This is a genomic window from Snodgrassella sp. ESL0253, from assembly GCF_013344965.1.
GTDB classification, from domain to species: Bacteria; Pseudomonadota; Gammaproteobacteria; order Burkholderiales; family Neisseriaceae; genus Snodgrassella; species Snodgrassella alvi_B.
This window is the reverse complement of sequence record NZ_JAAEDQ010000007.1, coordinates 1-24,065: the sequence shown is the minus strand read 5'-3', so window position 1 is coordinate 24,065 and position 24,065 is coordinate 1. Positions and strand designations below refer to the sequence as shown.

The 24,065-nt window shown below is 45.2% G+C and carries 30 protein-coding genes; 7 read left to right on the top strand and 23 right to left on the bottom strand.

Annotated elements, in window-relative coordinates; genetic code table 11:
- Positions 1–6: 6 nt before the first annotated feature.
- The 18 genes from GYX26_RS07010 to GYX26_RS06925 form a co-directional block, all read right to left on the bottom strand.
- Positions 7–2,154, bottom strand: a complete 2,148-nt coding sequence (locus GYX26_RS07010) for a hypothetical protein (protein WP_174828669.1) — start codon at positions 2,152–2,154, stop codon at positions 7–9.
- Positions 2,155–2,168: 14 nt separating this feature from the next.
- Entirely contained in the window at positions 2,169–2,747 is a 579-nt protein-coding gene (locus GYX26_RS07005) for a hypothetical protein (RefSeq protein WP_174828668.1), read from the bottom strand.
- A gap of 38 nt (positions 2,748–2,785) precedes the next feature.
- Positions 2,786–6,019, bottom strand: coding sequence for a tape measure protein (locus tag GYX26_RS07000; RefSeq protein ID WP_174828667.1), 3,234 nt, complete (start codon positions 6,017–6,019; stop codon positions 2,786–2,788).
- 13 nt (positions 6,020–6,032) lie between these two features.
- On the bottom strand, positions 6,033–6,257 hold the full coding sequence (locus GYX26_RS06995) for a hypothetical protein (RefSeq protein WP_174828666.1): 225 nt from the start codon (positions 6,255–6,257) through the stop codon (positions 6,033–6,035).
- A 39-nt stretch (positions 6,258–6,296) separates the two neighbouring features.
- On the bottom strand, positions 6,297–6,584 hold the full coding sequence (locus GYX26_RS06990) for a hypothetical protein (RefSeq protein WP_174828665.1): 288 nt from the start codon (positions 6,582–6,584) through the stop codon (positions 6,297–6,299).
- An 11-nt stretch (positions 6,585–6,595) separates the two neighbouring features.
- Complete coding sequence (locus tag GYX26_RS06985; RefSeq protein ID WP_174828664.1) at positions 6,596–6,985, bottom strand: hypothetical protein; 390 nt, start codon at positions 6,983–6,985, stop codon at positions 6,596–6,598.
- A 1-nt stretch (position 6,986) separates the two neighbouring features.
- Positions 6,987–7,667, bottom strand: a complete 681-nt coding sequence (locus tag GYX26_RS06980; RefSeq protein ID WP_174828663.1) for a phage tail tube protein — start codon at positions 7,665–7,667, stop codon at positions 6,987–6,989.
- A gap of 60 nt (positions 7,668–7,727) precedes the next feature.
- Positions 7,728–8,084, bottom strand: a complete 357-nt coding sequence (locus GYX26_RS06975) for a hypothetical protein (RefSeq protein WP_174828662.1) — start codon at positions 8,082–8,084, stop codon at positions 7,728–7,730.
- Positions 8,072–8,554 carry an HK97-gp10 family putative phage morphogenesis protein gene (locus tag GYX26_RS06970; RefSeq protein WP_174828661.1) on the bottom strand — a complete coding sequence of 161 codons (483 nt, stop codon included), beginning with the start codon at positions 8,552–8,554 and terminating at the stop codon, positions 8,072–8,074. The genes GYX26_RS06975 and GYX26_RS06970 overlap by 13 nt, the downstream gene beginning before the upstream one ends.
- A gap of 2 nt (positions 8,555–8,556) precedes the next feature.
- On the bottom strand, positions 8,557–8,898 hold the full coding sequence (locus GYX26_RS06965; RefSeq protein WP_174828660.1) for a phage head closure protein: 342 nt from the start codon (positions 8,896–8,898) through the stop codon (positions 8,557–8,559).
- Positions 8,895–9,209, bottom strand: coding sequence for a head-tail connector protein (locus tag GYX26_RS06960; protein ID WP_174828659.1), 315 nt, complete (start codon positions 9,207–9,209; stop codon positions 8,895–8,897). The genes GYX26_RS06965 and GYX26_RS06960 overlap by 4 nt, the downstream gene beginning before the upstream one ends.
- 50 nt (positions 9,210–9,259) lie before the next feature.
- Positions 9,260–10,495, bottom strand: a complete 1,236-nt coding sequence (locus tag GYX26_RS06955; protein ID WP_174828658.1) for a phage major capsid protein — start codon at positions 10,493–10,495, stop codon at positions 9,260–9,262.
- Positions 10,496–11,146, bottom strand: coding sequence for an HK97 family phage prohead protease (locus GYX26_RS06950; protein WP_174828657.1), 651 nt, complete (start codon positions 11,144–11,146; stop codon positions 10,496–10,498).
- Positions 11,143–12,393, bottom strand: coding sequence for a phage portal protein (locus tag GYX26_RS06945; protein ID WP_174828656.1), 1,251 nt, complete (start codon positions 12,391–12,393; stop codon positions 11,143–11,145). Before GYX26_RS06945 ends, GYX26_RS06950 begins: the two co-directional genes overlap by 4 nt.
- A 3-nt stretch (positions 12,394–12,396) precedes the next feature.
- On the bottom strand, positions 12,397–14,118 hold the full coding sequence (locus tag GYX26_RS06940; RefSeq protein ID WP_174828655.1) for a terminase large subunit: 1,722 nt from the start codon (positions 14,116–14,118) through the stop codon (positions 12,397–12,399).
- On the bottom strand, positions 14,119–14,604 hold the full coding sequence (locus tag GYX26_RS06935) for a terminase small subunit (RefSeq protein ID WP_174828654.1): 486 nt from the start codon (positions 14,602–14,604) through the stop codon (positions 14,119–14,121).
- 304 nt (positions 14,605–14,908) lie between these two features.
- A complete protein-coding gene (locus tag GYX26_RS06930; RefSeq protein WP_174828653.1) occupies positions 14,909–15,223 on the bottom strand; it encodes an HNH endonuclease in 315 nt (104 codons plus the stop codon).
- Positions 15,204–15,623, bottom strand: a complete 420-nt coding sequence (locus GYX26_RS06925; protein ID WP_174828652.1) for a hypothetical protein — start codon at positions 15,621–15,623, stop codon at positions 15,204–15,206. Before GYX26_RS06925 ends, GYX26_RS06930 begins: the two co-directional genes overlap by 20 nt.
- A gap of 132 nt (positions 15,624–15,755) precedes the next feature.
- Here GYX26_RS06925 and GYX26_RS11705 point away from each other — a divergent pair, with 132 nt between their 5' ends.
- Together GYX26_RS11705 and GYX26_RS06920 are read left to right on the top strand one after the other, a co-directional pair.
- Positions 15,756–16,004 (top strand): type II toxin-antitoxin system RelE/ParE family toxin, encoded by a 249-nt coding sequence (locus GYX26_RS11705; RefSeq protein ID WP_100089779.1) that lies wholly within the window; start codon positions 15,756–15,758, stop codon positions 16,002–16,004.
- Positions 15,988–16,335, top strand: a complete 348-nt coding sequence (locus GYX26_RS06920) for a helix-turn-helix domain-containing protein (RefSeq protein WP_100089778.1) — start codon at positions 15,988–15,990, stop codon at positions 16,333–16,335. Before GYX26_RS11705 ends, GYX26_RS06920 begins: the two co-directional genes overlap by 17 nt.
- Before the next feature lie 153 nt (positions 16,336–16,488).
- Here the strand turns inward: GYX26_RS06920 and GYX26_RS06915 are convergent, their stop codons facing one another.
- The 5 genes from GYX26_RS06915 to GYX26_RS06895 form a co-directional block, all read right to left on the bottom strand.
- Complete coding sequence (locus GYX26_RS06915) at positions 16,489–16,914, bottom strand: hypothetical protein (RefSeq protein ID WP_174828651.1); 426 nt, start codon at positions 16,912–16,914, stop codon at positions 16,489–16,491.
- 45 nt (positions 16,915–16,959) lie between these two features.
- A complete protein-coding gene (locus GYX26_RS06910) occupies positions 16,960–18,801 on the bottom strand; it encodes a DnaB-like helicase C-terminal domain-containing protein (protein ID WP_174828650.1) in 1,842 nt (613 codons plus the stop codon).
- On the bottom strand, positions 18,791–19,942 hold the full coding sequence (locus GYX26_RS06905) for a winged helix-turn-helix domain-containing protein (protein WP_174828649.1): 1,152 nt from the start codon (positions 19,940–19,942) through the stop codon (positions 18,791–18,793). Before GYX26_RS06905 ends, GYX26_RS06910 begins: the two co-directional genes overlap by 11 nt.
- A 100-nt stretch (positions 19,943–20,042) precedes the next feature.
- Positions 20,043–20,255 (bottom strand): hypothetical protein, encoded by a 213-nt coding sequence (locus GYX26_RS06900; RefSeq protein ID WP_174828648.1) that lies wholly within the window; start codon positions 20,253–20,255, stop codon positions 20,043–20,045.
- Entirely contained in the window at positions 20,242–20,481 is a 240-nt protein-coding gene (locus GYX26_RS06895) for a YdaS family helix-turn-helix protein (protein WP_174828647.1), read from the bottom strand. The genes GYX26_RS06900 and GYX26_RS06895 overlap by 14 nt, the downstream gene beginning before the upstream one ends.
- Positions 20,482–20,602: 121 nt before the next feature.
- Between GYX26_RS06895 and GYX26_RS06890 the strand changes: the two genes are divergently transcribed.
- The 5 genes from GYX26_RS06890 to GYX26_RS06870 all read left to right on the top strand — a co-directional run bounded on the left by GYX26_RS06890 (position 20,603) and on the right by GYX26_RS06870 (position 23,581).
- Positions 20,603–21,331 carry a helix-turn-helix transcriptional regulator gene (locus GYX26_RS06890; protein WP_238791247.1) on the top strand — a complete coding sequence of 243 codons (729 nt, stop codon included), beginning with the start codon at positions 20,603–20,605 and terminating at the stop codon, positions 21,329–21,331.
- A 43-nt stretch (positions 21,332–21,374) separates the two neighbouring features.
- A complete protein-coding gene (locus GYX26_RS06885) occupies positions 21,375–22,142 on the top strand; it encodes a S24 family peptidase (protein ID WP_174828646.1) in 768 nt (255 codons plus the stop codon).
- Positions 22,143–22,292: 150 nt separating this feature from the next.
- A complete protein-coding gene (locus GYX26_RS06880; RefSeq protein ID WP_174828645.1) occupies positions 22,293–22,706 on the top strand; it encodes a hypothetical protein in 414 nt (137 codons plus the stop codon).
- Positions 22,707–22,728: 22 nt separating this feature from the next.
- The gene (locus GYX26_RS06875; RefSeq protein WP_174828644.1) at positions 22,729–23,154 is read left to right on the top strand and encodes a helix-turn-helix domain-containing protein; all 426 of its coding nucleotides are present in this window, start codon (positions 22,729–22,731) and stop codon (positions 23,152–23,154) included.
- Positions 23,147–23,581 (top strand): hypothetical protein, encoded by a 435-nt coding sequence (locus tag GYX26_RS06870; protein ID WP_174828643.1) that lies wholly within the window; start codon positions 23,147–23,149, stop codon positions 23,579–23,581. The genes GYX26_RS06875 and GYX26_RS06870 overlap by 8 nt, the downstream gene beginning before the upstream one ends.
- Positions 23,582–24,065 lie beyond the last annotated feature (484 nt).

Genomic DNA, 24,065 nt, shown 5'->3' with positions numbered 1-24,065 from the left:
CATTACTCATTTTTTATGACAGGTTAACTGTGGAAATGGCTCATTGTGTGGTATGGCCAGATTAAACGTTTTATCGGCGGCATTAATGTCCAGTGTGTCGGTGCTCTTTTCTTCTATGTCCGGCGTCTGTACTCTGAATGCAAGGCCGCGTTTCATTTTGATGCCTTTAAAGGTGTAACCGGTTTCTTTTCGTACATAGCCATTACATTCATAGAGTTTGAATTTTGGCTTGCCGGTAATGATGGAATTGCCTTTGTCCTTTTCTTCCTCTTCTTTCTTTTCGTCCTCATCTTTGTCCGCATTCGGGTCTTGCTCAATCACGTCAACGCCATAAGGGACGATATAGTCGTTTAATATGAATTCCTGCTGAAACGTTTCACAGGGCAGTTGTGGCCGCTCGCGTGGTGGCTCTACTTCGCTGAATGTCTGTGTGCGGCTGCCGGGATTCATGAAGAATTTACCGGTTAGGGTAGTTTTGCCGCGCTTGCTGGTAAAATCCCAGCTATGGCTGTAGGCCGCTATTTTGACGTCGGCATTACACCGTTTTGTGTCCACATGTACGGTATGGGTCAGGCTGGCAAACGGTAAAAACTTGCAATCCATGGTTATGCTGTTCTGTCGGTGGCTTTCCAGCATTCGGGTATAGCCTATCTGCACGGCAACCCGATAGCCGTTGGCAAATTCTCCGGGGATAACATTGTCGATATTGGTGGTATAGTCGCCATTTAACTGCTTTACCCCTTTTGGCCTTTTGTAATGCTTTTCACTGCCCCAGTTTCTGGCCATTTTGTCATCATCACTTTCATGGTTGATGCTGTAGGTAACTTTTTCCTTTTTTTCGCCATGGATGGCAATGGATTCCTGATTCTGTAAGACAATGATGTACTTTTCATCAATTGCCTGTTTCCAGCGGCGCATTGCTTTCCATGAAGCAGCCAGCGCGTATAAATTGCTGTCGCTGCCGATTGGAATCTGCACTACATTGACAATATCGTGGCCGTTTTCGTCCTTTTCGCCTGTTGGCTCGTAATCGTATTTGTAATCGGCTGCTTTCCATATCACACCGTTATACACGCCCGGGGGCGGCGTGCCTTTAACCCACCATTCTCCGGTTGTCCAGCCACCGCCATTTGCCGCACTCTGGACATCGGCCAGTTTCGGGGCGGGTCCCTCTGCGGCCACTCGTATGATGTAATCAAAATCACTCATAAAGCTAAGATAGCGGTAACTAAAGCTGATTTCTCTGTGAATCAGGCGGTCAAACTGGTGGTGTAATTCGATTTCAACCCGGTTGACGATGGAAACGGCACTGCTCATCTCTAAGGCCATATTGGCTTCGTAAACATCGCAAGCGCTCAGTGTCCAGTCAGCCACTGGTTTAGGCAGCCAAGACGTCAGATGCGCCTGCTCTCGGGCATCAAAATCAAATGAAGCCGGTATGGTGCTTAACCGGTCGGTGAGCTGCGCGTTTTTGGTCTCATAATTCTGCTCTTCACCAAAAATCGACGCTGCCCAGTAGCCAATGCCGTGAATGGTGTCAATGCTTAATTTTTCGACTGATTTACTGCGGTCTTTGGTGGCGTTGAGAATGCGCAGACGGCCTGAATAATCTATTTTGGGCATATCTATAACGCCGGAGAATATCGGGTACAGATATTTATCGGTCTGCGCGTAAATAGCGATTTGCCGGTTATAGTACTGGTATATATCAATTGCGCCGCATGGCTCCCGCAGGTACAGGCTGGCCGTGGCCGATTCACCCTCGGCAAAATGTACTTCACAGGTGCGCACTACGTTGCACAGTTCAACACCGGCCACAAATATCCTGATAGCGTATTTCTCACCATCAAAGCCCTGTGCATATCTGGCGCGCATAAAGCGGTTGGGTGCGGGGTTTAGTACCTGCTGGCCAAGCTGTAGCAGTTCGTTGTCACATACCGGATTGACTACTTGCGCTATATTCAGCAAGTCGCCGCCGCTGTCTGTTTTCTGGTAAACATGGCAGGTAAGGGTTATTAAATCTTCGCTTTGCTCTATGGCGCGTACGGTACAGCCGATGCGGATTAATTCGATGCCGTCGCTGGTTGCTGCCTGCGCTGTATCGCCGCTATCGGTAGCCAGCAGGGTTGTGTTGAGTAAAGACGAACCTAACATGTTTTACTTTCTGTTTATGCCGTTGTTTCGGTGATGGTGGCATTAAGCCTGATGCTGATGCACGGGTCGGAGCGGTCGCTGCGAACGCTGTTACTGGTATTGGTGACGCGGATATACACCGGTATGGACTTGCCACCCTGTAGCTGTGTGCCAAGTTCCAGCGCAGCGCCGGCATTTGCCGTATCCAGTCCGGCATACGTCAGGGCTAGCTGAACATCTGCGGGCTGGAATTTCGCCCCCAGATTGATAAATGTTGTACTGCCTGAACTGCATTTGCTGCCGCGCTCTGCCCGCCATGCCGGCTCACTGCTGCCGGTCTGGGCATTGTCCAGACACTGATACATGCAGCCATTGGATACAATCGGCTCAATAATGTTGCCAAAGCTGTACACGTGGTTTGGCTCCCATTTTTTCAGGCGGCTGGCCGGTACCAGCATGATTTGCGGGTCTGATTTTGGTTTCAGTACTTCATTGGGGTACGGGCTTCCAAAAAACAGCTTGAACTCATTTTTACCGGCGCCGTTAAAATCCAGTTGATAGGGGTTGCTCGCTTCCATTGTCATCTGGGCATCGGTATACAACATAAAGGGCATGGTTAAACCTCATTAAAAAACCGGCCATCTGGCCGGGGTTATCGCAAATCACGGGCAACGCTGTGTAGCGTATTCTTGAGCATTTGCTTGAATTCATTGGCACCATTGGGTGCATCAAAAAGTGCTTTTAAAGTTACGTTCTTGTCGCCGTTGCTGATTTCCACCTTGATGGCCTCCATCACTTTAATCATGTCGTCGATATCTTTGGCTGCACCTTTGCCTGAGCCAAAGCCGGCTGGTGCCATCGGGGCAGACATTAGGTTAACATCAGGTGCAGATGGCCGGCGGCCGCTGATAGCGGAAATACCGCCCATGCTCTGTTCTTCTTCCCGCTTCTTTTTCCAGTAGGCATCTTCCCGGTCGCGGTACTCTTTACTGAAGATACTAATCGGCTTGTCCTTACCTGCGTGGCTGCCGTTTTTTAACTCTTCCGCCGCCTCGGATAAATCCTGCGCCGCCGCTTTGGTATCTTTTTGCGCTTCATCGAATGATTTAATCTGCTTAAGCATGGCCTCGGCATAACGTAACTGCTCCGGCGTCGCGCCATTCTTACGCATACCGTATAGCTGCCGCTGAATGGAATCCATACCCAATGTTTCAACCTGTTCTTTTAAACCCTCCAGTGTGGCCATAACAGATTTTTGTTTCTGTATCTGCTCAGTTAACGCATTAACCGCCTGTGCCTGTCGTATCTGTTCATCGGTGGCATGTGTCAGCCCCAGCCGGAATGCAATCAGGCCGTTTTTACCGCCAATCAGCTCTGCCCTTGCCTCCTGTGCCTGCTGTACCATGTCTTTCAGGGTCTGCTGGTTCTGCAACTGCTCCCGGTAAAGCTTGCTTTGCGCCATGGCCTGCTTGGCCTGTTCTATCTGCGCGCTGGTGGCATTTTTGGTGGATAGCTGAAACAGGGTTAGCCCCTCTTTACCACCATCTAATTCCGCCTTGGCCTCATCGGCACTTTTACCCAGCGCTTGCAGGGTATCAGATACCGAATTGATGTTATCTATCTGCTTTTGCAGACTTTCGTTAGCCAGTAAAGATTGGGTGTACTCTTTTAACTCAGCATCTTTACCTTTTAACTGGCCGGTACTTGCTTTGGCCACCTCGGCGGCAACCTTTGCCGACATGCCGCCAGCCATTAACTCTTTCTGCTTTTCCAGCAGCGCATTGCTTTGCGTTTGCGAATCTATTAATGCCTTAAAAGCTTCATCAACCTTTTTTACACCCGCCGCCGCAGCCTGTTCTTTTTCCTCCGCAGTTTCAAATAGGGGCACGTTTCCGCCATAGGCGTTTATTTCCTTAGCATATTCATTACTTTGTTTGCGAAACTGTTCAAACTTATAAAGACGCTCTTCAATAGCCTTTGCGGATTTGGAATCGGGCTTTAAATTAAGAAGTGTAATTACAGCCTTGCTTGCCTGTTCCGCTGTTAATTCACCGCTTTTTAAAGCTTCCTCTATCTTCTTAATCTCAGGCGTTGCTGCCATCAATTGAAACTCTGTTACATCTCCTTTATGAAATAGGCTGCTCCTAACATCTACTGATTCCCTAACCAGCCCATCAGCTAGTTTGTTTTTTTGCTTAATAGCCTCATAATAGTTTTTTTCCGCCTCATTTCTCAGATGCGTTTTTTCTGTTGTATCTGCGGCGGCGTATTTTTCTTTTAGCTCTTCTATAGTCCCTATTTGTGCCCGGAGGGAATTGGTGGCCACATCGGTCGCTTTACTGATTTCGTAATAAGTAAATGCTGCCGTGGCCAAACCGGCAACCAAGCCAATCCAGCCACCTTTGGCCATGCCGGCAACACTGCCGACTGCGCTTGCTGCTCCTGCCGCCCCTGTGGTACCTGTGGCGGCACTGCTCGCCTTGGCTGTCGCCAGAAATTTAGCTGCGGCCGCCTCTTTCAGCATGGCCGCGGTGGATTTTTCCGATGCGGCAATTTCGGCGTATTTGCGGATAATCACCGCCGCAATGGATGCGGCATATTTGCCGGTATAGACGGCAGCCACGGTACCGACAACCTTTGCAACCGTCCCCAGATGATTACCCAGCCATTCCATCATCTCGCCGGCTTTGCGGCTGGTACCGGTGGTTTCATCCAGCGCGCCAACAAAGGACATCACTTTGTTTTTAAGGGTGGTGGCAGACTGGCTAATGGTCTTGACCATCTTGCTAAATTGCGCATCAACGACTGGCGCCTGCTTTAATATGGCATTGGCTATAGCCTCGGATGTCAGCTTACCGGCAGCAGCCAGTGCACGCAATTGCCCGACTGTTGTCCCTAATCCTTTGGCTATTGTCTGCGCCAGCCCCGGTGCCTGTTCCAGTACGGAATTTAATTCCTCACCGCGCAACGTGCCTGAGGCAAACGCCTGTGATAACTGCACCAGTGCCGCCGCCTGTGATTCAGCCGAGCCGCCACCGATTACCATGGCTTTATTGATGGTATCGGTTAGTTTCAGCAGCTTGCTGCCACTGATTCCGGTCTGGTTCTGCGCCGTGACCAGCTTGTTATACAGTTCGGCCACGGTACTCAATGACTGGCCGGTGTTGTTGGCACTGGCCATTAACTGGCTGCGTACCTGCATTAATTCGGTAGTGGAATCAATCACCAGCTTCAAACGGTTGTTTACCGTTGTCCATTCATCCGCCATACCGGATAACTGTTTCATGCTGCCAATGCCCAGCATGGCCACGGCCAGATGCTTTGCTTTAACCAAGGCCGTATCCAGCTTGGCATTAAATTCATTCAGGCCTTTAACATCAATATCCCCTATCTTGACTGCAACCGGAGGCACTGCATCCATCTTTGCCGCCGTTGGTGTGGCCGCTTTGGTTGGCTCTGGTGCCGCCGGCCGCGCTTTTCTCATGGCCGCAAGGGCGGCTTCTTCTGCCCTGAGTTCCCGCATACTGATTGTGGCCAGTGACAGCAATTCATTTTGCTTGCCAAAGTCCAACAGATATTTATTTAAACCGGCAGAATTATTCTCGTACTCGCCACTGACCTTTTTTAATTCTTCCTTGTACTTGCGTACGGATACGGCAGTCTGTTTGAATGCGTCTACCTGTTCCATGGTGACGCCCAGATTTAACAGGGTTTGGGCTCTGGTGGCGATGACTGCATCGGTCAGGCCGTTAACACTGCGGGCAGACGCCTGATAGGCGCGTGTCAGTGCCTGTGATGCTTTTTTTGCCTGCTCTTCCGTGCTGCGTATGCCGGAAATAAATCCGCGCGCGTCGATACCCACGCCTATGGTTAAATCTTCAGACATATCTATACCTTTACTACCATTTATCTAACGGGCAATGTAATCCCCAGATTTTTGCTTTGGGCTTGATAAAACAGCCACACCGCGAACATCGGTCAAGAATGTGCACCGGTTCCCCGGGTGGTGTACCTGCTACCCAGCGGTTGATTTCCGCGCATGTCGCACAAATGGCTTGTTTGCGCTCATAGTTGCTACTGCTGTCGCGCTGCGCCTGTGCGCCCTGATTACAATCACATCCCATACAACGCCCGATAGAAAACAGCGGCACTTGGCCGCTGTGTTAGTCGAGTGAATCCAGAAACGCGTCAACTTCATCTGCATCATCGTCACCACCTGAATCCGCAACATACTGACTGTCGGTTTCATCATCCGCCAGATCAGGCAATAACAGGTCTTGCAATTGAATCTCATCATTGCCGGCCGCCCGTGCTGTGACTAGGGTGTTATAGGCCAGATACTGCTCAATACGCCATTGCGGGAAGCCGAAGCGGTTGTAATAATTCAGATAGCGGTTAAATTCGCTTACCGGCCAGCCGTCAATTTCTCTGGCCGGGATATGCAACAGCAAAGACAGCTCAATTATGAATTTTTCGCGTCTTGTAACTGCTTTTTTAACCCTGCATCTCCGTTAATCAGGAAGAAATGATCCTGTACGGCCGCCAGTACTTTGCTGGGCAGGTCAGCCAGAAACTCCAAATCTTCGCGGCTATCCGGGTAAAACATGGGATTGCCATCCTGGTCGACAATCATCAGCGCTTTTTCACGCACGCCGTTTAAACCATCATCGTAGCTGCTTTCAAATTCGCTGCAACGCTGAAAAAAATCGGTCATTTCGCGCACATTGAACATCTTGACATGCAGATGGCCATCGTACGGGGCAATATCTGGTACGGCACTGATTACTGCCTTGCGCATATACTGGCGGGCGGCATTGACAAAGGCTTCTTTTGTGTCTACGGTATTGGTCATCTTATTTTGCTCCTGTTGTCATATCTAACTTACGGCTGCGGCCATTAATTTGCAGTTCGATAGAAAACTGCCATTTATCGCCACTTTTGCCATCCCAGTCCAGGCTGGTGATTTTTACCTGATAACCGCGCATATACTTGCTGCCTTTTGGTCGAAAGGTAAAAAATATGGTCTCCAGCTCCTCGGCCATCTCTTCCAGAAAATCCTGAACTTCTTTGTCTGGCGCCCACAATCCGGACAGGCTAATGGTGCCCGGCTCTTTTTCCAGCTCAGTGACAGCACCCTCATCGCAGTTAGTGGTTGCATCGATTGCTTTGGTCTTGATAGCAGCTATCTTGATACTGGTGGCATCACAAAAGCTGTATCTTTTCACGGTGGTAAATTTAGCATCGGTCACTGTGCCGATATCTTCCCCGTCCAGCGTCATCACGGCAAAAGTGTCTGCATTGCTTACGCTTACAAGGTAATAACCGTTAATCGCGCTACTTTCTGCACTTTCCACCCAGATTACATCACCGGTTTTCAGGCCGTGCGCTACCGCGGTGGCAATTGCCGGTTTGGTATTGGATAAGTTTTCGATTGCCTGAGTTGGCACATCTGGTAAGTCATAAAAACTGGTGCTACAAGTAAAGCTCATGCCGCGCTTAGTCCGGCGATGGTTGCGAGCTGGTGCTTTTGCCATAACAAAACTCCATAAAAAAAGCCACGGATAACCGTGGCCTGAATAAAAAACAATTGTCAGTTAAACAATCAGATAATCAAAGGTTGCCTGATATTTCTTTCTGTCAATATCGTAAGAAAAGAATGGTGCTGTTTTAAGCAGGCAAGCGATTTCGTCGCTATCCTGTATCGTATCCATCACCTGCTGCACACATTGCGCGCGTTCCTGCGCCGTGCTGGCATAAATATCCACCTGCACCCGCGGGTTGAAACTCTGGTAACAGTTTGTCGCCTCCACTTGCCCGGAAACAAGCACATAGCGCATGGCTGGCCACATAGCCGGGTCTGTGGCGCTGTTCTGCACCGGTATTAGGTCTGGATAAACACGCCCACCGCACAAGTCCTTTATGATGCTGTAAAAAATAGCTATTTCTTCCATTCTTTCTGCACCTCTTCCAGCATTATTTTGGTTGCTTCCTTTTTAGCCTCCCCGCGCTTATTGTCATAGGCTGTACGCATAAACGGGTGTGGCTGCGGCATGTTAATACCGTATTCCACAAAGGTGGCAATCTGTTTTGCTCCTTTGGGAATTTCCTTGGAATTGGATACGGTAACAATATGCTTGGAAGCCAGCCCGTGCCGTTCCGAGGCAGGGATGCGCTTCATGATGATGCTGCGCCCGACGTGGCCGGGCTGCACTACTGTACAGGTTTTGCCGCCCTTGCCGTCACTGTTGTAAACCCGGTAAGGTTTTGGTGCCTTGTAGGCATTGTTTTTTGCCTCGTCCCGGATAATGGCTGCACCTTTGCCGGTGGCTTTTTTGGCAATGTCTTCCTGAACGCTCTTACTAAGTCGCCTTAGCCTTTTCTGCAACCGCTCCAGCCCGTTAACCTTAAAGTTGAATGCCATTTTTAACCCTCGTTCATGCCCGTGGTACAGGGTAAATTAATTACTTCAGGGTGAATCGAATCCGGTAATACTGCCTGAATATTGAAAATACTGCCTTTGTACATAATCCGGTATTCAGGGGTAATGTTGGCTGTCAGTTTGCTTGTGCGCACCTGTATCGACACGGTACAACTTGCCGAATCCAGCCCGTTTTTAACAAATTCACGGCCAGACAGATAGGACATGTTTGCCCATACCTTGCCGACATCAACCCAGTTTTTTTCAATATCTCCCAGACTGCCCTTGCTGATTTCCGGGCGTTGAATCAATACCCGTTTATCCAGTTTTCCTGCCGCAATACTCATACATCCCCCCACATAATCCGGTACGGCTGCAATAAAAACCCGACACCAAAAGGCAGCCATGCGGCATTCATTGCAGAAACCGCCTCACGGTTTTTATACCAGTTGGCGGTTAGTAGTAACATTGCCATGTCGACTGCGGAGTTGTACAACATGCCGGTCGGGTCTGTATCCGGCACTTCATTTTCGTACCAGTTGCGTCCGGTGAACTGTTTTACTGTTTCCTGCGCCGCTGCTAGATAAATTCTAAGCAAATCATCTTCGCTATCGTCATCAATCCGGCAATTATTACGAATATCTTCAATACTAATCATAATCGCCCTCAGCCGCCCCGTAAGGGGCGGAATAAACGGTTTTGGTTTGTTTAGGAATTCGGCGGCGTAGGTGGCGCAGGCTGAACACCCTGCAATTTACCCGTTACAAATGCATCTTTCCGGTAAATAGCCAGTGCCAGCCGCTCCTCGCACAATATGGTTACCATATTGCGAATAAAATCATCCTCGTTATTAAAGGCGATATTAATACCCATATCCCACCGGTCAAAGATTTGTGCCCCCATTTTGAAAGCACCAGTCAGAAACTCTCCTTGTTTCATAGACGGCGTGGCAACAACTGGCTGCCCCCATAATGTCGGGATTGCCTGCCCCTGCGGATTACCGATGACATAGCGGCCAATGTCATCCTTGGCCATTTCAATTTCTGCCCATTGCACCGGGTTAAGTACATGGCCGGTAGCACTGTAGCCAGACAACACCACCTGCAGCATGGCCAGACGTAACTGGTCAATAATGGTAAAGTCCTTAACGTTACTTTCATTTTGAAACTTTGTAGCGTTAGGTATCAGGCCAGCTATCTGCGCGCCACCACCAGTGCCATTTAATAGCTGCTGCTCTTCCTTGAGTTTCAGGCCGTACCGCAGGCGGCCATCAATCATAGACTGCAAGCCGGACGCGTCACTTAATATCTGTCTGGTTGCTTTAAGCCAGTGGGCAATAGTTACAACCGGCACCGTTTCCTGCACATAGTTTAAATGTGATTCAGGCTTTATCTGTCCCTCAGGTACTACATCAGCTTTATTCTCAAAAAATTCTTCTCTGGGTACGATTATCATGTCGCTATCGGTATTACCCGGCGTAAGCAAATCACGCACCATTAATCGCTGCTCTGGCAAGGTGACAGTACTAACAACGTGCGGCTGTACTAATGCACCGGCGCTGTAACCCATGTTGTCTGAACCACCCAACTCTTTAGTATTAATAGGAATGCGCAGCTTGTCGCCTTGTGATATGTTGGCGCAGTTTTTAAACTGTTCAGACTTAACCACCATACTCCCCAAAGTCTGCTTGCCCTGCGGGGTGACAGGATTGCGCGCCTGCGCCTGTTCCATATCCAGCACTTGCAACTTCAGGCCATTAACTTCGGTCAGCAGCTTGTCAACATCGTTTTTAAGTTCTTCGGTAACTTTGTCACCTTTCGCAAGCTTGCCTTTAAGCTCCTCGCCAAGTCCCTTGACTTCGTCAACGGCCTTATTAACCGCTTCCTGCTTTTCTTTCAGCACTTTAGCCAGTTCACCTGCTTTGATTTCATCTGCATCAGCCATCTAGTTAGCTCCTAAAATTCGTATAACTTCGTCTATTTCAGACACGTGGTTGGTTGGTGTTGTCTTTTGTGACAACGAAAAAAAACCGCTGTCGTGAATGACAGCGGCCTGCTTTGCATTAAATCCGTTTTGTATTAACAGCGCTTTGAACTGTTCAGATGAGGGTAAGCCATAATCATACTTGACATAGTCCACCCTAGCTTCTGGATTAGCTGGAAAAATAACGACGGATATTTCATATAGTTTTACTTCTATCAATTTGCTGGTATCTGTTTCCCGGTCGTATTCCCGTCGCATGACTCTATAACCAATAGACAGGCCATCAATCGCCTTGGCCTGCAATAATGCATGCGTTTCCCGCGCTTTTTCTATCTGGTCGATCAGCAATTTACCCTCGACATACAGCCCTCGTTCATCTTCAACCAGTTTGGTATAACAGCCAATAGGCGCATTCCAGTCATGATTGAATAACACTGGTGGCATTCGGTCGCGGGCTTTCCATTCCGCCAACGAATTTGCGAACGCTCCCGGCATTACTATGTCACCATAAGAATCTACATTGCCACTTATAGAACCGTAACCCGAAAAAAAACCGTCTTCTTTGACGGATTTAATTTCAAGCGGCATATCAAGACGTTTTGTCTGCATCATTCTTGCCTCTTTAATGTTTCATTTGCTGCATGATTCAACGTACCCATATTTAACTGCACGGTTAATTCGTCCCCGCCCTCCACGGCCGGCAAGTCTTCAAGGTCGCGCACATGATTGCGTGAATAAATCCCGTTCTGCACCATTGAGGTATAAAAGCTGGCGCGGTTGGCGGGTGAAGCGCGCAATAGCCCCTCGGTATTAAATTTGGGCGTATAAATCTTGCGCTCCGCCGGGCTTAACAGTTTGCGCGTAATCGTCTGCTCAATCCGCGCCAGCTTCGGCACCATTACAAATGCCTGAAAACTAAGCACCGTGTTTTCGTAACTGGATGCCCAGCTAGACGATTTACTGGTATGGCCAATTAATTGCGGTGGTACCGAAAAACAGCGGCAGATTTCCTCAATGCCAAACAGGCGTGATTCAAGCAGTTGTGCATCAATCGGGCTTAATGACGGCGACCGATTTACAAGGTCAAAACCACCTTCAAGTATTGGTGTTTTCCCTGCGGCACTTGCCTCTGAAAACTCTTGCAGCCATTTGCGGGTTTTCTTACGCTGCTCTTCATTCAATACCGGCGCCCCGCCTTGCCCTGTACCTCTGTATACAAGTACATCGCGCCCTTTGAAGCGATTCTTGTAATCGTGTGCCGTAGTATCGTTGGCTTCCATTTGCAAGCCCAGGATTTCCGCGCCATAAGAGAGCGGCGAAAGCCCGGTTATTCCGTCCATGGTGAAATCTTTCAGATGAAAGACATCCCGGTCGGGCAGTTTTCGCGTTCCGTCCCTTTCATTGTATTCATACACTACCGCACCCGTTTGCAGGCGGGTTATTTTCATTCTGGCCGCATCAAGCACTTCCAGCGATATAATCCGCTCGCCTTTGCGTTTGATTTCAGCAAACGCATTGCCATATATGTCTATTGAAGTCATCAATGCCTGCCAGAATTCGCATGGATTCATGTCGGCATTGGGCGCATAGCGAAAGATGTCATACAAGGGGTGCTCAGTAGCAATGTTTTTATCCGCAGTTCGCAAGGCAAAAGGCAGGGTGGACACCAGTCCGGAGCGTAAATTAATACATGCCCACACAGCCGAAAGCTTTAACGCTTTTTCTGGCGTCACCATGACACCACTAACCGACGATGCGCTGTCAATTGCCGCAAAGCTCTCGCCTTTGCCTAGCTTTAACTGCGGCCTGAAAGCATTCAGAATGCGGCGAAAAAAGCCAGTATCCTGTAAATCAGCCATTGTTTAACCTATTATGTAATTGTCCAGAAAAGAATCAAGGCCGCCGTTATATCGTGATGTCGGATTGGTCGCCATCACGGCCACGGCATCAAACAGCGCCATCAGGCTGTCAATCTTGGCAAAACCTGCGTACTGTTTGGTTACCTGAATACCGTTGCCCGACTGGATAACGCGGGCGTTACCAACATTCCAGTTCATCAGTGGCTGATTAGCGTGCCACATATTTCTGCTGGCCAAAGCGCGCTCCGTGGCTTTAATCGTACCTGTCATTTTGAAGCCTTGCGATATCGCTTTAAACAGGCCATCAGCAGGGGAAGCGTAGCCACTGGCAACAAATTTATTATGGATAGTTTGTAAAACCGGTTCCATGCCATAGCGGTCAACCGCTATAGAGTGCAACAAACCCGTTTCGCCGACTTTCAAACATATCTCAGCCACTTCTTTCAGGTCATCGCCTACATTTTGGCAAAAGGTCATGTCACCGTCTTTCACAAAACTATCCAGTTGGGGCAGGATATCCTTGCGATTATTCAGCACCGGCGGGTTTGCCCATGCATAACACCATGAAAGCCAGCGCTGCGTGTCTTTTTCCCGCCCAACTACAGCCAATCCAAACAGGTCATCATTACCACCGCCGTCAAGCCCTATTACCACCACCTCGCTGCGTTCTAGCAGCGTATCTAGCGTCAGCGTATCATCCGTCTGCGCCAGCCAGTAATCTGCACCACTCCAGCGGTCTGAGCGTAAATTTAACCCGACTTCCTTGTTTAAGTGCTTGGCCTCAAACTCAATAAGCGTTTCTTCGCCTTTTAGTTCGGCCTGTCGATACTCACTAATCAAAAAAGCCTCGTCTACTGAGTAGCCAAGGCTTGGATTGGTTATATAGAAGTTTTCAGGCTTCTTATACGCTCCCGACTTAATAAGCGCAGCCGGAAACTCATACAAAACCGGCAAATAAGTCTTATCAACAAGTTCTTTACCCTCTGCCGTCTTGCCATCCCGTACCGAACGCGCATACTCCAGTTCCGTTTTAAACACACCAGCAGGCGGCTCTCGGGATTGCGTGGACAAAATAATTAAAAAGCCATCCACTTTAGACATCAGGCCGCCGGTGGCTTCTTTAATTATGGATTCCGCATTCGCCATCGCGCCAAATAAATGATGCTCATCAATCAAAACAAAGGCGGCTTTCAGGCCACCTGCTGTTTTATCGTCCGCGGCCACAACTTTCAAGGTTGATTTGGTAGCTAAATGCGTTATCGTCCTTGTATGCTTGGAAATACTGTATTTGTCCTGCATTTCCGGGTCAAACTCAATCATACCCGCCGCAGGTTTAAACGAATTATCAGCCACTTCTTTCGTTGGTGCCAGAATGATAGCCTCAGCTAAATTACGCTCATTCAGTTCAAGGGCGGTTATCATAATTCCGGCAGCAATGGTTGATTTAGCGTTTTTCTTGCTAATCAGCAGAAAGAACTTTTTGATTAGTCTGCGCTGCGTATCTGGATCAAGCGCGCCAAAAATCGCACCAACAAAATCAAATACCCACTGCGGCATTACATCACGCATTCTTGGCAATCCGGTCATGTCGGGCACTATCAGATCACCAAATACCTCAATCGCAATCTCTGCCACGATAGGAAATAGCGGCTCACTGGGCACCAATGACTGCCGGTTAACAATCCGCTCTTCCCAGTCAGGGCAGGCTGTCACCCAATCAGCCATTTACTTCACCTGTTTCAAACCTTTCTGCTCTAGCCGCGCAGACAGTCCGCCAGCGCGTGATTTTTCAATGGCCACATCTCTGGCCGCCTCTTTCTTGCCGGTCTCACCAATACGCCCATGCTTATAAGGCATCAGGGTTTTAGCGGCATCAATCCGCAGCTTGTGCGGCCAGCTGTCATCATTCATTACCATCACCAAAAACTGCAAAGGGTCATCACTGGGCGGTGATACAGACTTAACAGGATTAACAGGATTAACATCCGTGTTAACATCATTGTTAACAATTTTGTTAATATTTTTGTTAAGTCTGTTTTGCTGCTTTTTCAGCTCCTCAATGTGTGCTAAAACGGCCTGATTTTTCATTAAACGACATGCGGCAGCGGCTGCACCATTCCTGCTGTAACCCGCATTAACACAGGCTTCCGTCTGATTTATCCCCGCGGCCACGCTAAGTGCGAATAATTCCTGTTTAGCATTAAGTGACATAGCAAATTGCCTATTTTTTGAGCAGATTTTGTTAATTAACAGGTGTTTTCAGGCCATTTTTTTTATAAATGAGGGAGCGCGCGGTGTCGGCGGCGATAGTAACCCAACTTTACTACCACCCCTGCCTATTTTTTAAGCAGTCTAAAAATAATAATAATTGCCTATTTTTTAAGCAATCCAGAAATAATAATAAATAGTCACTCAGTGTTACTATTCCACATAAGAATATAAACCAAAGCGATAATATAACGTGACTATCTTCATACGTAATAATCTAACCGGCTACATCCATCACTCAGTAGATTTACCATCCACGCTTGTATCGCTGCCGCAGTTCTTTGGTGGTTTTATGCTTATGACAATCCGCGCATAGCACTTGCAAATTACTATCATCATTACTGCCACCTAACTCCAATGGAATGATATGGTCAACCTGTAAGCTGCCACCAATGCAACCGCAGGATCGGCATCGAAAACCATCCCGTGCCAATACCCGCTTCTTTATTTCCTGCCATTGATAGCCTCGTATGCGTTTTGTAGCCCCCGGTTTATCCCTGAGTACCGTGGCAGATGAACTGTTAAACTCAGGTAGGCTACTTTTAAGCGTGGGTATCTTCATGGCTTCGTGTCAGTAGGTAGTGAATCTTATGGGCTGCGCTATAGCTTTGCAGTACTTCGGCTAGCGTTGCTTCAAGGCCATCTTTATCAATAACGGATTTAAACCAGCCACCATGCCTAATCACGCACGGATATCCGCCCTGTGATGGCTCAATATCTACTAGCGTCTTGCGTCCTCTAGCTTTACTTTTACTTCGCTTTATCGCAATCACTTTTAAATCAGATGGATTACAGTAAGGCCGTCTGCCAACCTCTAACACCAACTTGCCCTTGCTGGCAGTATGTACCTCTTCGCGAAACCGGGTAAGCACGGCATCAATTTCTGCCGCCTCTTTTTTCTTATTTCTGACAAATTCAAGGCCGTTGTAATACGCCTGTGCAAAATCTACAGGGTTACTCATATCCCAACTCCAATAAAAAAGCCCACGCGCGCATGCGTGGACTTGTCTTAATTCAATCTATTAAATCTCAATAACAAACACAAAAACTTATAAAATATTGCAAATAACTTATATTTATCTTATAATTTACTTATGAATAGGATAATCTACCAACCCAAAGCTATTAAGCAACTTAGCAAAATCCCTACACATAAAATTATTAGGGATAAGATTGCAAATCTTTCCAACATGCCCAATTGCCTAAATGTTAAGAAGCTTAATAATCACCAGTATGATTACAGACTAAGAGTTGGTAATTATCGGGTGTTGTTTAATTATGATGGCGATATTAGCATCGTCTCCATTGAAGAGGTGAAAAAACGCGATGACCGCACTTATTAATTATCAGATTATAAATAATCGATTTGGTAATCCTGAATATGTCCTAGTTCCTTATGATAAATACTTGCAGTTAACCAGCTCGTCTAAAATTAATCTTACCGATGGCGTACCTAGTGAAGTGGTAGATTTATTGTTCGACAAACAATACTCACCTGCTCGGGCATGGCGTGAGTACTTGCAACTTACACAAGAAGAATGTGCTACAAAATTAGGCATAACTCAACCAGCTTATTCACAACTGGAATCATCAAAAAAACCACGTAAAGCCACAAGAATTAAATTGGCTACCGCATTGGGTATTCATGAAGGTCAACTAGACTTACTTGCATAATAAAAAAAACCCGCCAGGGAGATGGCGGGCGGAGTAGTAAAGTTTATCAACTTAAAAGGAGAAAATGTTAATGCCTTTCTTGTGGGTGCAGCAAAGCTGCCACCGGCATTAAAAGGAAAAAAACAGATTAGTGATTAGAAATATACTAAATATTCAAGTCATGTGCAAGGGTGAATTAAAAAAATATTTATCAAAATTTTCACAATGTTGCATATATGCCCAAAACAGCATTAATGCCCTTTCTACCTGTTCAGCCCATGCACACCTATTAACCATAGCACGATGGCGTGCAGTGATTGAACGGCGCTTAAAGTAGTGACTCTTGCGCCCATACTCAATACCAAGCACATTAAACGCCTCGCGATTGTTTTGTGCCAATAACGACAACGCACCTCTTACCAATGCAAATACCTCAGGCTTGTAGTGCACACCATCAAAAGCATATTCCCTGATAACTTTCTCTTTCCCGTAGCGCCATTCAGCACTCAGACAATGCCCTTGCCTCTTCCGATCAGCCATAGTTCGCTCATACGCAGCCAGCACATCCGCAGCAGTGTCTATCTCAATCTTACTAATCATCAAATATACCCTTTAACTCTTCGCTCTTTCCTAAACTTGACATCATCATCGCACGTGTTGTGACTTAAAAACCCGCCGAACTCTTTCACCTGTAATCATGCTAATGGCTTCCCTTTCTCGCTCATGGTATTGGCAGCTTTCACGGTCAAAAAACAGATTAACCATCGGTTGGTAACCCGAATCGCGTTGTTTTTGACAAATAAGCTTGGCATCCGGGTCTGTCCCGTAACCTGTAGCATCACTATTCCTCCACACAACCAAAACATTATCAGCAAGATCAGTAATCCCCGCCGACCCCCTGACATCATGCTTGTTGGGAGGCTTGGATTCATCGCCGTTATCAGGCTTGCGAGGGTGAGCAACAAGATGGATATGTATATTGTTTTGGGATTTAAAATCCCGCAGCATTTCCGCTATCTTTTTCTGCCTGTCCACATCACTCTCAGCCACCCCCAGCATCATCAAGCTATCAATAACAAAATGACGGCAGTTATATCGTTGCTTGGCATATTTAAATACATTGAGCATCCTTTCCAGACTGGCGGCGCCATTAACGTCATATATCCACAGCCCGCCAGATTCATTGCCATTGTCTTCCGTGCAACGCTCACCATTGATATTCATCCCCCCAGATAGCAAATTTAATGCCTCTGTTAAATCCGCAATATCAGGGCGCTGCTTTCCACATACCTGCCTAACCATGCGATTTAATACCTTGTAGGGCTTCATCTCCCCGGAAAACAAACAAATGCGTTCTTTCTGCCTCAGTATCATTTCACACATGCAATACCCCAATAACTGGCTTTTGCCGTGCCCACTGTAACCAGTCCATACCGTCAACTGATCCATGCCAAACTTAAAATCTTTCATCCCAGCAAATGGCGTAGTATTACCTGCGGCAGTCTCAAGTAATCCATTAAAATCCTGAAACAAAATGTCCGCGTACTCAATGGCGTTTTTTAAATCTTCCGGTTTTTTGTACTTGGCACTGACTATGGCATCCAGTACAGCAGCTTCACTAGCCTTACACAGGCACTCATTAGCATCTTTAAAATCACCCCAATCCACCAACTTGCACCGGTGTTCACCAAGCCGTTGCAAAACCTCCACCGTGGCCAACTGTCCCGGGTCATCATTATCCAAGGCCAGATAAATCACCCTAAACTGCTGCAACCGCTCCCAGTCGTATTCAATCCACTCCAGATTTTTAGCGCCACTAGGCATGGACAGCGCCTTTACCCCAGACTGAAAAACGCTCAAGGCATCAATTTCACCCTCAGTAATCACAACCTTATCGTCATCAGGCGTGATTACCTGCCACCCAAACAAACATGGCTCACAGTTTGATTCTTGTCGCCAGCGGTTTTTCTCCTCACCCTTACGCCGTGGTGTCAGGTACTTGATGTTATAAATAACCCCCTCAACCATTAACGGGAAAGCAATTTCCCTGTCATGATTGGCCACATTGTAGGCTTTAAGCGTGCTGCCATTAATGCGCCGCCTGTTAAAATAACCATCCTCTTGCGGCTGAATCACCGCCCCCAAGCGTACAGACGGGCGCGTAAATGATTTTTTACTGGCAACTGAGAACTTGGGAGAAAACTCAACCCCCAGCCACTTACAGGCATCCTTAAGCGCATCAACAAAGCTTAATCTCCTACAGGCTGCCCACAAATCCAGCAAATCGCCACCTTTGTCCTGATCACTGAAATCTTTCCAGACACCAGCCTTACTGCCGGATAAATGCACCTTTAGCGATTGCCCTTCCTCGCCATTAATCGAGCCACAGCACCACTCATTGCCATTTTTCCTGCCATTGGGGAGCAGATACTCAGACACACTCAACGCCTTATCTGCCAGCAATTGAGACACCTCCCTAGCATCCATAATCAGCCTCATTCCACAGACGCACAGTTTCCATAAACAACTCATCAGCACTTGAGCTATTGCCTACCTCTTCCCATTTCGGCGCTTTCCATTCGCCAGTTGTTCCGAGAACAGAAACAAACACCTTGCGTCCGCCAACATCTACCCCATACACCCGCAGATTCGGTTTTACCTCCACATAGCGCGCATTAGTACAATCCCATTCATTCCGGCGTTTATTGGCACTCATTCTGCCAGCACTGCTAGTTGACCATGTTAAAACCCAGTTGCGCCATGTAGCTTCCCAGTTGCGTTTAGTAGGGGCTTTAGCATTGCCAGATAGCCAGTAATTCACAAACTTCTCAATCTCAATCTCCAGCGCATTCCCAACAAGCCCTTTAGCTGCCGCGTAATCCAGATATTTATCAGGCATTACCCAGTTTTCACACCAGCCACATTTCTTATGCAGCCCTATTGGCGCATACTCAACACCATCAGCATTATCATCATTCGATTCTGGCTGTTCACCATCTGGGACTAACTCAAAATCCTCAGAATCACTAGTGCGCTCTATCTCTGTATAATTCTCTGAATAATTCTTTGTATAAATCTCTTCTTTATACGAACTGTCACATGTCGCAACTCCCGAGTGTTGACATGTCGCAACTCCCGAATTGTCACATGTCACCATTCCCGAACTGCGACATGTCGTCATTCGGGAAATGTCATATTTTGCACCTCGGCTAATGCGACCAAGCACACCAGTAAATACACGATATTTAGGTTTGTCAGCTTTATCAGCATCAAAACACTCAGCCGCCTTTTTAATCGCAGCCTCATCAACCAGATAATAAGTTCTATGCTCAAGCTTCTTAATCTTGCGCCGGATATAGCCAAGGCTTTCCAGCAGCTTAATAGACTTACGTACCGCATATTCACTTAAATCCAGTTCACTAGCCAATTCCTTAACAGACTTATAAAAACCCTTTGCCGTACTGGTACAGTACTGCCACCAATAGTGCAATTGGTTTAAAACCAGCCCGGCCTTAATATCGCCCTTACATATACGTTTCAGACGTGGATTGTAGGCACATGTAACATCCCCGATAATATCGCCTATTTTTAAAGAGTTATCATTGACAAGATTTGCTACTGAAGTCATAATTACACCTGTAGTTAACTGTAGTTATTTAAAGAATTGAACGACTGCCAAACAGCCGTTTTCCGAAAGCCCAGTCCCGTGGGCTTTTTTTTATTGTTATTCATCTCAGCCCCATCTCCTCTTCCAACGCCTCAACAACCTCAATCGGGCGGTTTCGGTATATTTCATTTAGCACATCCAACAACCGATGCGCCTCCTCTTTCCTGCCGGCGCGAATCAGCTCCTTGAGCTGGCACCATTCATCATTGAATTTAAAATCAACCTCAGATTGACCATCTTGCAGATAGATTTGAGTTGCTTTAGTTGTCATCATATTCATCCTCCAGTTCTGGCCAGTGTTTTTTGTAATCTAATGGCCTCAGGTCTTTTCTTGTTACAGCACCATTTGTCACTAGTTGCATCAACGAACATTTATAAGGTGGAACTGGTTTTCTTCCTGATTTCCATAACGAAATATTAGAAGGATGATCTTTAATTGCATCCGCTAATCGCTTAGCTTCTCCTCTAGGCTTGGATTCCAGATAAGATTTCAAATCCATTTAATTACCTTTTTAAAAATATATTTCCTATTAGATAATTTTATTTTATCTAATTTGTTATCTATTGGCAATTGTGTCTTTTATTTCGTTTAAGGTAAATTATTATCTAATTGATAATTTGATGAACAATATGAAACTTACATCAGAAATTAGACTTGAAAACCTGAATTTATTAGTTAAAGAGGCAGGGGGCGTAACAGAGCTAGCAAAAAAGGCTGGATATAAACAGCCAAGCTACTTGTATCAAATAATTAACCGCACACCTGTCCAGAATGGGAAAGCAAAAAATATAGGTTCTATAATGGCATCCAAACTAGAAGAAGCAATGAACAAGCCAAAAGGTTGGATGAGCCAAGAACATCGGAAAAAAACCAAACCCAATGCTGTTTATTTAGGCACTATGGAGCCTTGGGACAATTCAACGCCTATAAGGGAAGATGAAGTGGAAGTTCCGTTTTATAAAGAAATATGTTTATCAGCGGGCAATGGATTTTCTGATGATATTGAAGATTACAACGGATATAGACTGAGATTTGCGCGTTCTACATTAAAAAAACATAGCATTAACCCAGAATATGTTGTGTGTGTCACCGCAGATGGTGACAGCATGGAGCCTGTTATTCCAGATGGCACAACTATTGGAATTAATAAAGGAGATAAATTCATAAAAGATGGCAAAATTTACGCCATAAATCATGATGGGTTACTTCGTGTGAAGATTTTAAAAAAACGACCAGGCAATAAAGTATTAATTCAAAGTTTTAATTCATTGGAATATGGCGACGAAGAAGTAAATATGGAAGACATCAATGTTATAGGACGTGTTTTTTGGTGGTCTGTTCTAGATTAGAAGAATATTGATTTTATAGATATTTAATCTTAAGGATGAACTTATGACTAAATCTGTGAAAAAACGCCCTTTAACATCAGAGGAGTTACTCGAAGCTAAAAAACTAAATGAAATTTACAAGGCAAAGAAAAAAGAATTGAATTTAAATCAATTGAAAGTTGGTGATCTAATGAATATTAGCCAAGGTGCCGTAAACCATTATCTAAACGGGATAAATGCACTCAATTATGAATCTGCTTCACAATTCGCGAAAATTCTTCAAGTCCCTGTTTCCGATTTCAGCCCTCGTTTGGCAAAAAAAATACAAACTCTAGTTCCAAGAGATTTTGCCAGCAATGTCGGCGCTAAAGGAAATTACCTTTTATGGGACGATGATAATCCTCTACCAGAAGATGAGTACGTGCTTGTCAATTATTATAAAGATGTGCGTCTTGCCGCGGGAGACGGGTCATATGATTGCACCGACTATAATGACTTTAAAATTGCGTTTCCACGTAATGCATTGAGGAAATGTGGTGTCTCGCCAAACAAGGCAGTTTGCATGACAATTAAGGGGGATTCCATGGAGCCAGTACTGCCAGATGGCGCTATCGTGGGTGTCAACTTAGACAGAAAAAGAATAATAAATAATGAGATTTATGCATTCAGGCATTCCAATGTTCTCCGCATAAAACAATTATCATGGAACAAGGATAACACTATCAACATCCATAGTTTCAACTCATCCAGAAAGGATGAGACAGCATATTCAGAAGAGATGGAAATTATTGGACATGTCTTTACGTGGTCGGTAATTAGATATATTCCTTGAATGTAATTAGTAATGTTATAGGGCGCTTTTTTGTGGCCTGTTCCGGTTTAAAAAGGAGAATATCGTGCAACATTTTGAACATCTGCATCAAACGGGATTTCTATCTAAAGGATTACATAATCATTATTGCAATTAACTTTAAAGTGAACTATGATTATAAAAACTCTATACGCCGGCGAAAAGAATATTGTAGCTTTAGCTAAAAGTTGCGATTCTAAAGCAGATATTGAAGTTGAGTTAGAAGTTGAATCTAAACGAAATAGCGCAATCAAAGGTTTTGATGTTTTGTTTCGAAGGTATTGCTCTGGTAATAGATTAACAGTAGAAATGTTCCACGAAGCGGGAGAATATAAAGCTCAACGCTTTTATGAGTTTCGTAAAGGTAGGGCAAGAGTTTACTGTGTAATGGATCCTAAAGACGGCTCAATTATGTTACTAACACATTTATTATGTTCGAAATCCACGAACCAAACAAAGACCTCAGACTTGGCTAAAGCATATAAAATACTAACACAATATCATAAAATACTAACACAATATCAAATTACAAAGATAGAAAGATAGAAAGATAGAAAGATAGAAAGATATGAAAATACAAATAAAGCAAATTGATCACGAATATGTAGCTGAAGAGCAAAAAATTGATTTTGCCCTGTTGCTGGCTGAACTGCTATCAGAAAAAGGTATTACAAAAGCTCAGTTAGCAGAAGCTACCGGTAAACAAAAATCGTACATTACCCGTATTATGGGCGGTAACGCTAACCTAACTATTGAGACTATGGCTCGCCTTTTAGCCGCGGTTGGCGAAGAGCTTAAAATCACATCTAAGCGTTCTTTTTGGGATGATTGCATTTGTATAGGCATATATTCTGAACCGCGAAAAACTAATGAAACTCTAATTAAAATTTCATTAAATAATGTAGAAAAAATGCAAAGCCAAGACCTAGATAATTGGCGGGATTTTCAAATTAAATCTTACCTAAACAATCAAGAGATAATTAGCCATGGATGAAATATTAGTTCGTTTCAAATCATATAATTTGATTTCAAATACACAAAATTTCAATAAACCAAAAATAATTAACTCTTCTGAAATAACGGAAAAGGTAATATTTTCCTTTAATGAAATGGGCGTTAATGAAGAAGAGTTTGAAATAGCAATTACAGCAAGCTATAAATATACTCGCCTAATTGAGGGAAAAGAAGTTATCAATATAAAATCTGTTTTCGTATTCCATTTTGATATTGAGATACCAAATTTCAAGCATACATTTGATAATGCTCAAAAATACTTAAACGATAACGAACGTATTTTCTTCCCCCGATTTCAAAACTTGATTAATACGATATTAGGTAGTGAAGTACAAAAAACTTTAATAAATTTTGGAATTAAATCTCATGTCCCTATTTTAGAGTTACATCTTCAAAATAAAACATAATACGAATATCTTTATTGTCGGGCCGCCCTAGCGTAGTTTTGTTATAAATGCTAAGCCATAACTGAAGTTGTGGCTTTTTTGTTTTCTGTATCTAATAAAATCTCCAATAAAAATAAATATAAATATATTTTAGATACAATAAGATAACATTTTTTCTTATCTTTTATATCATTTTTTATTGCTTATTTATTATCTATTAGATAATATAAACCCATCGAAGTTAAACAACTTCACCGCATCGGCTCAGGGCAGCGGAATATAAAAGCCCGAGGCAAGTTAAGGAGCTTGCTGGCAAGCCGTTAAGCCCTCGCGGGCGGCCAGAACAAAACCAGTAAGCCGGTAACGCTTACAGACAGACTGTAAATACCCCATAGTTAGTACAAAACTGACGTAGAAAATCATGCTGCTTGTTTTAGTGTTTTATACTCAATCGGCGTCATATTATTTAGTGCTTCATGAGGTCTTTCGGTGTTATAAATGGTTA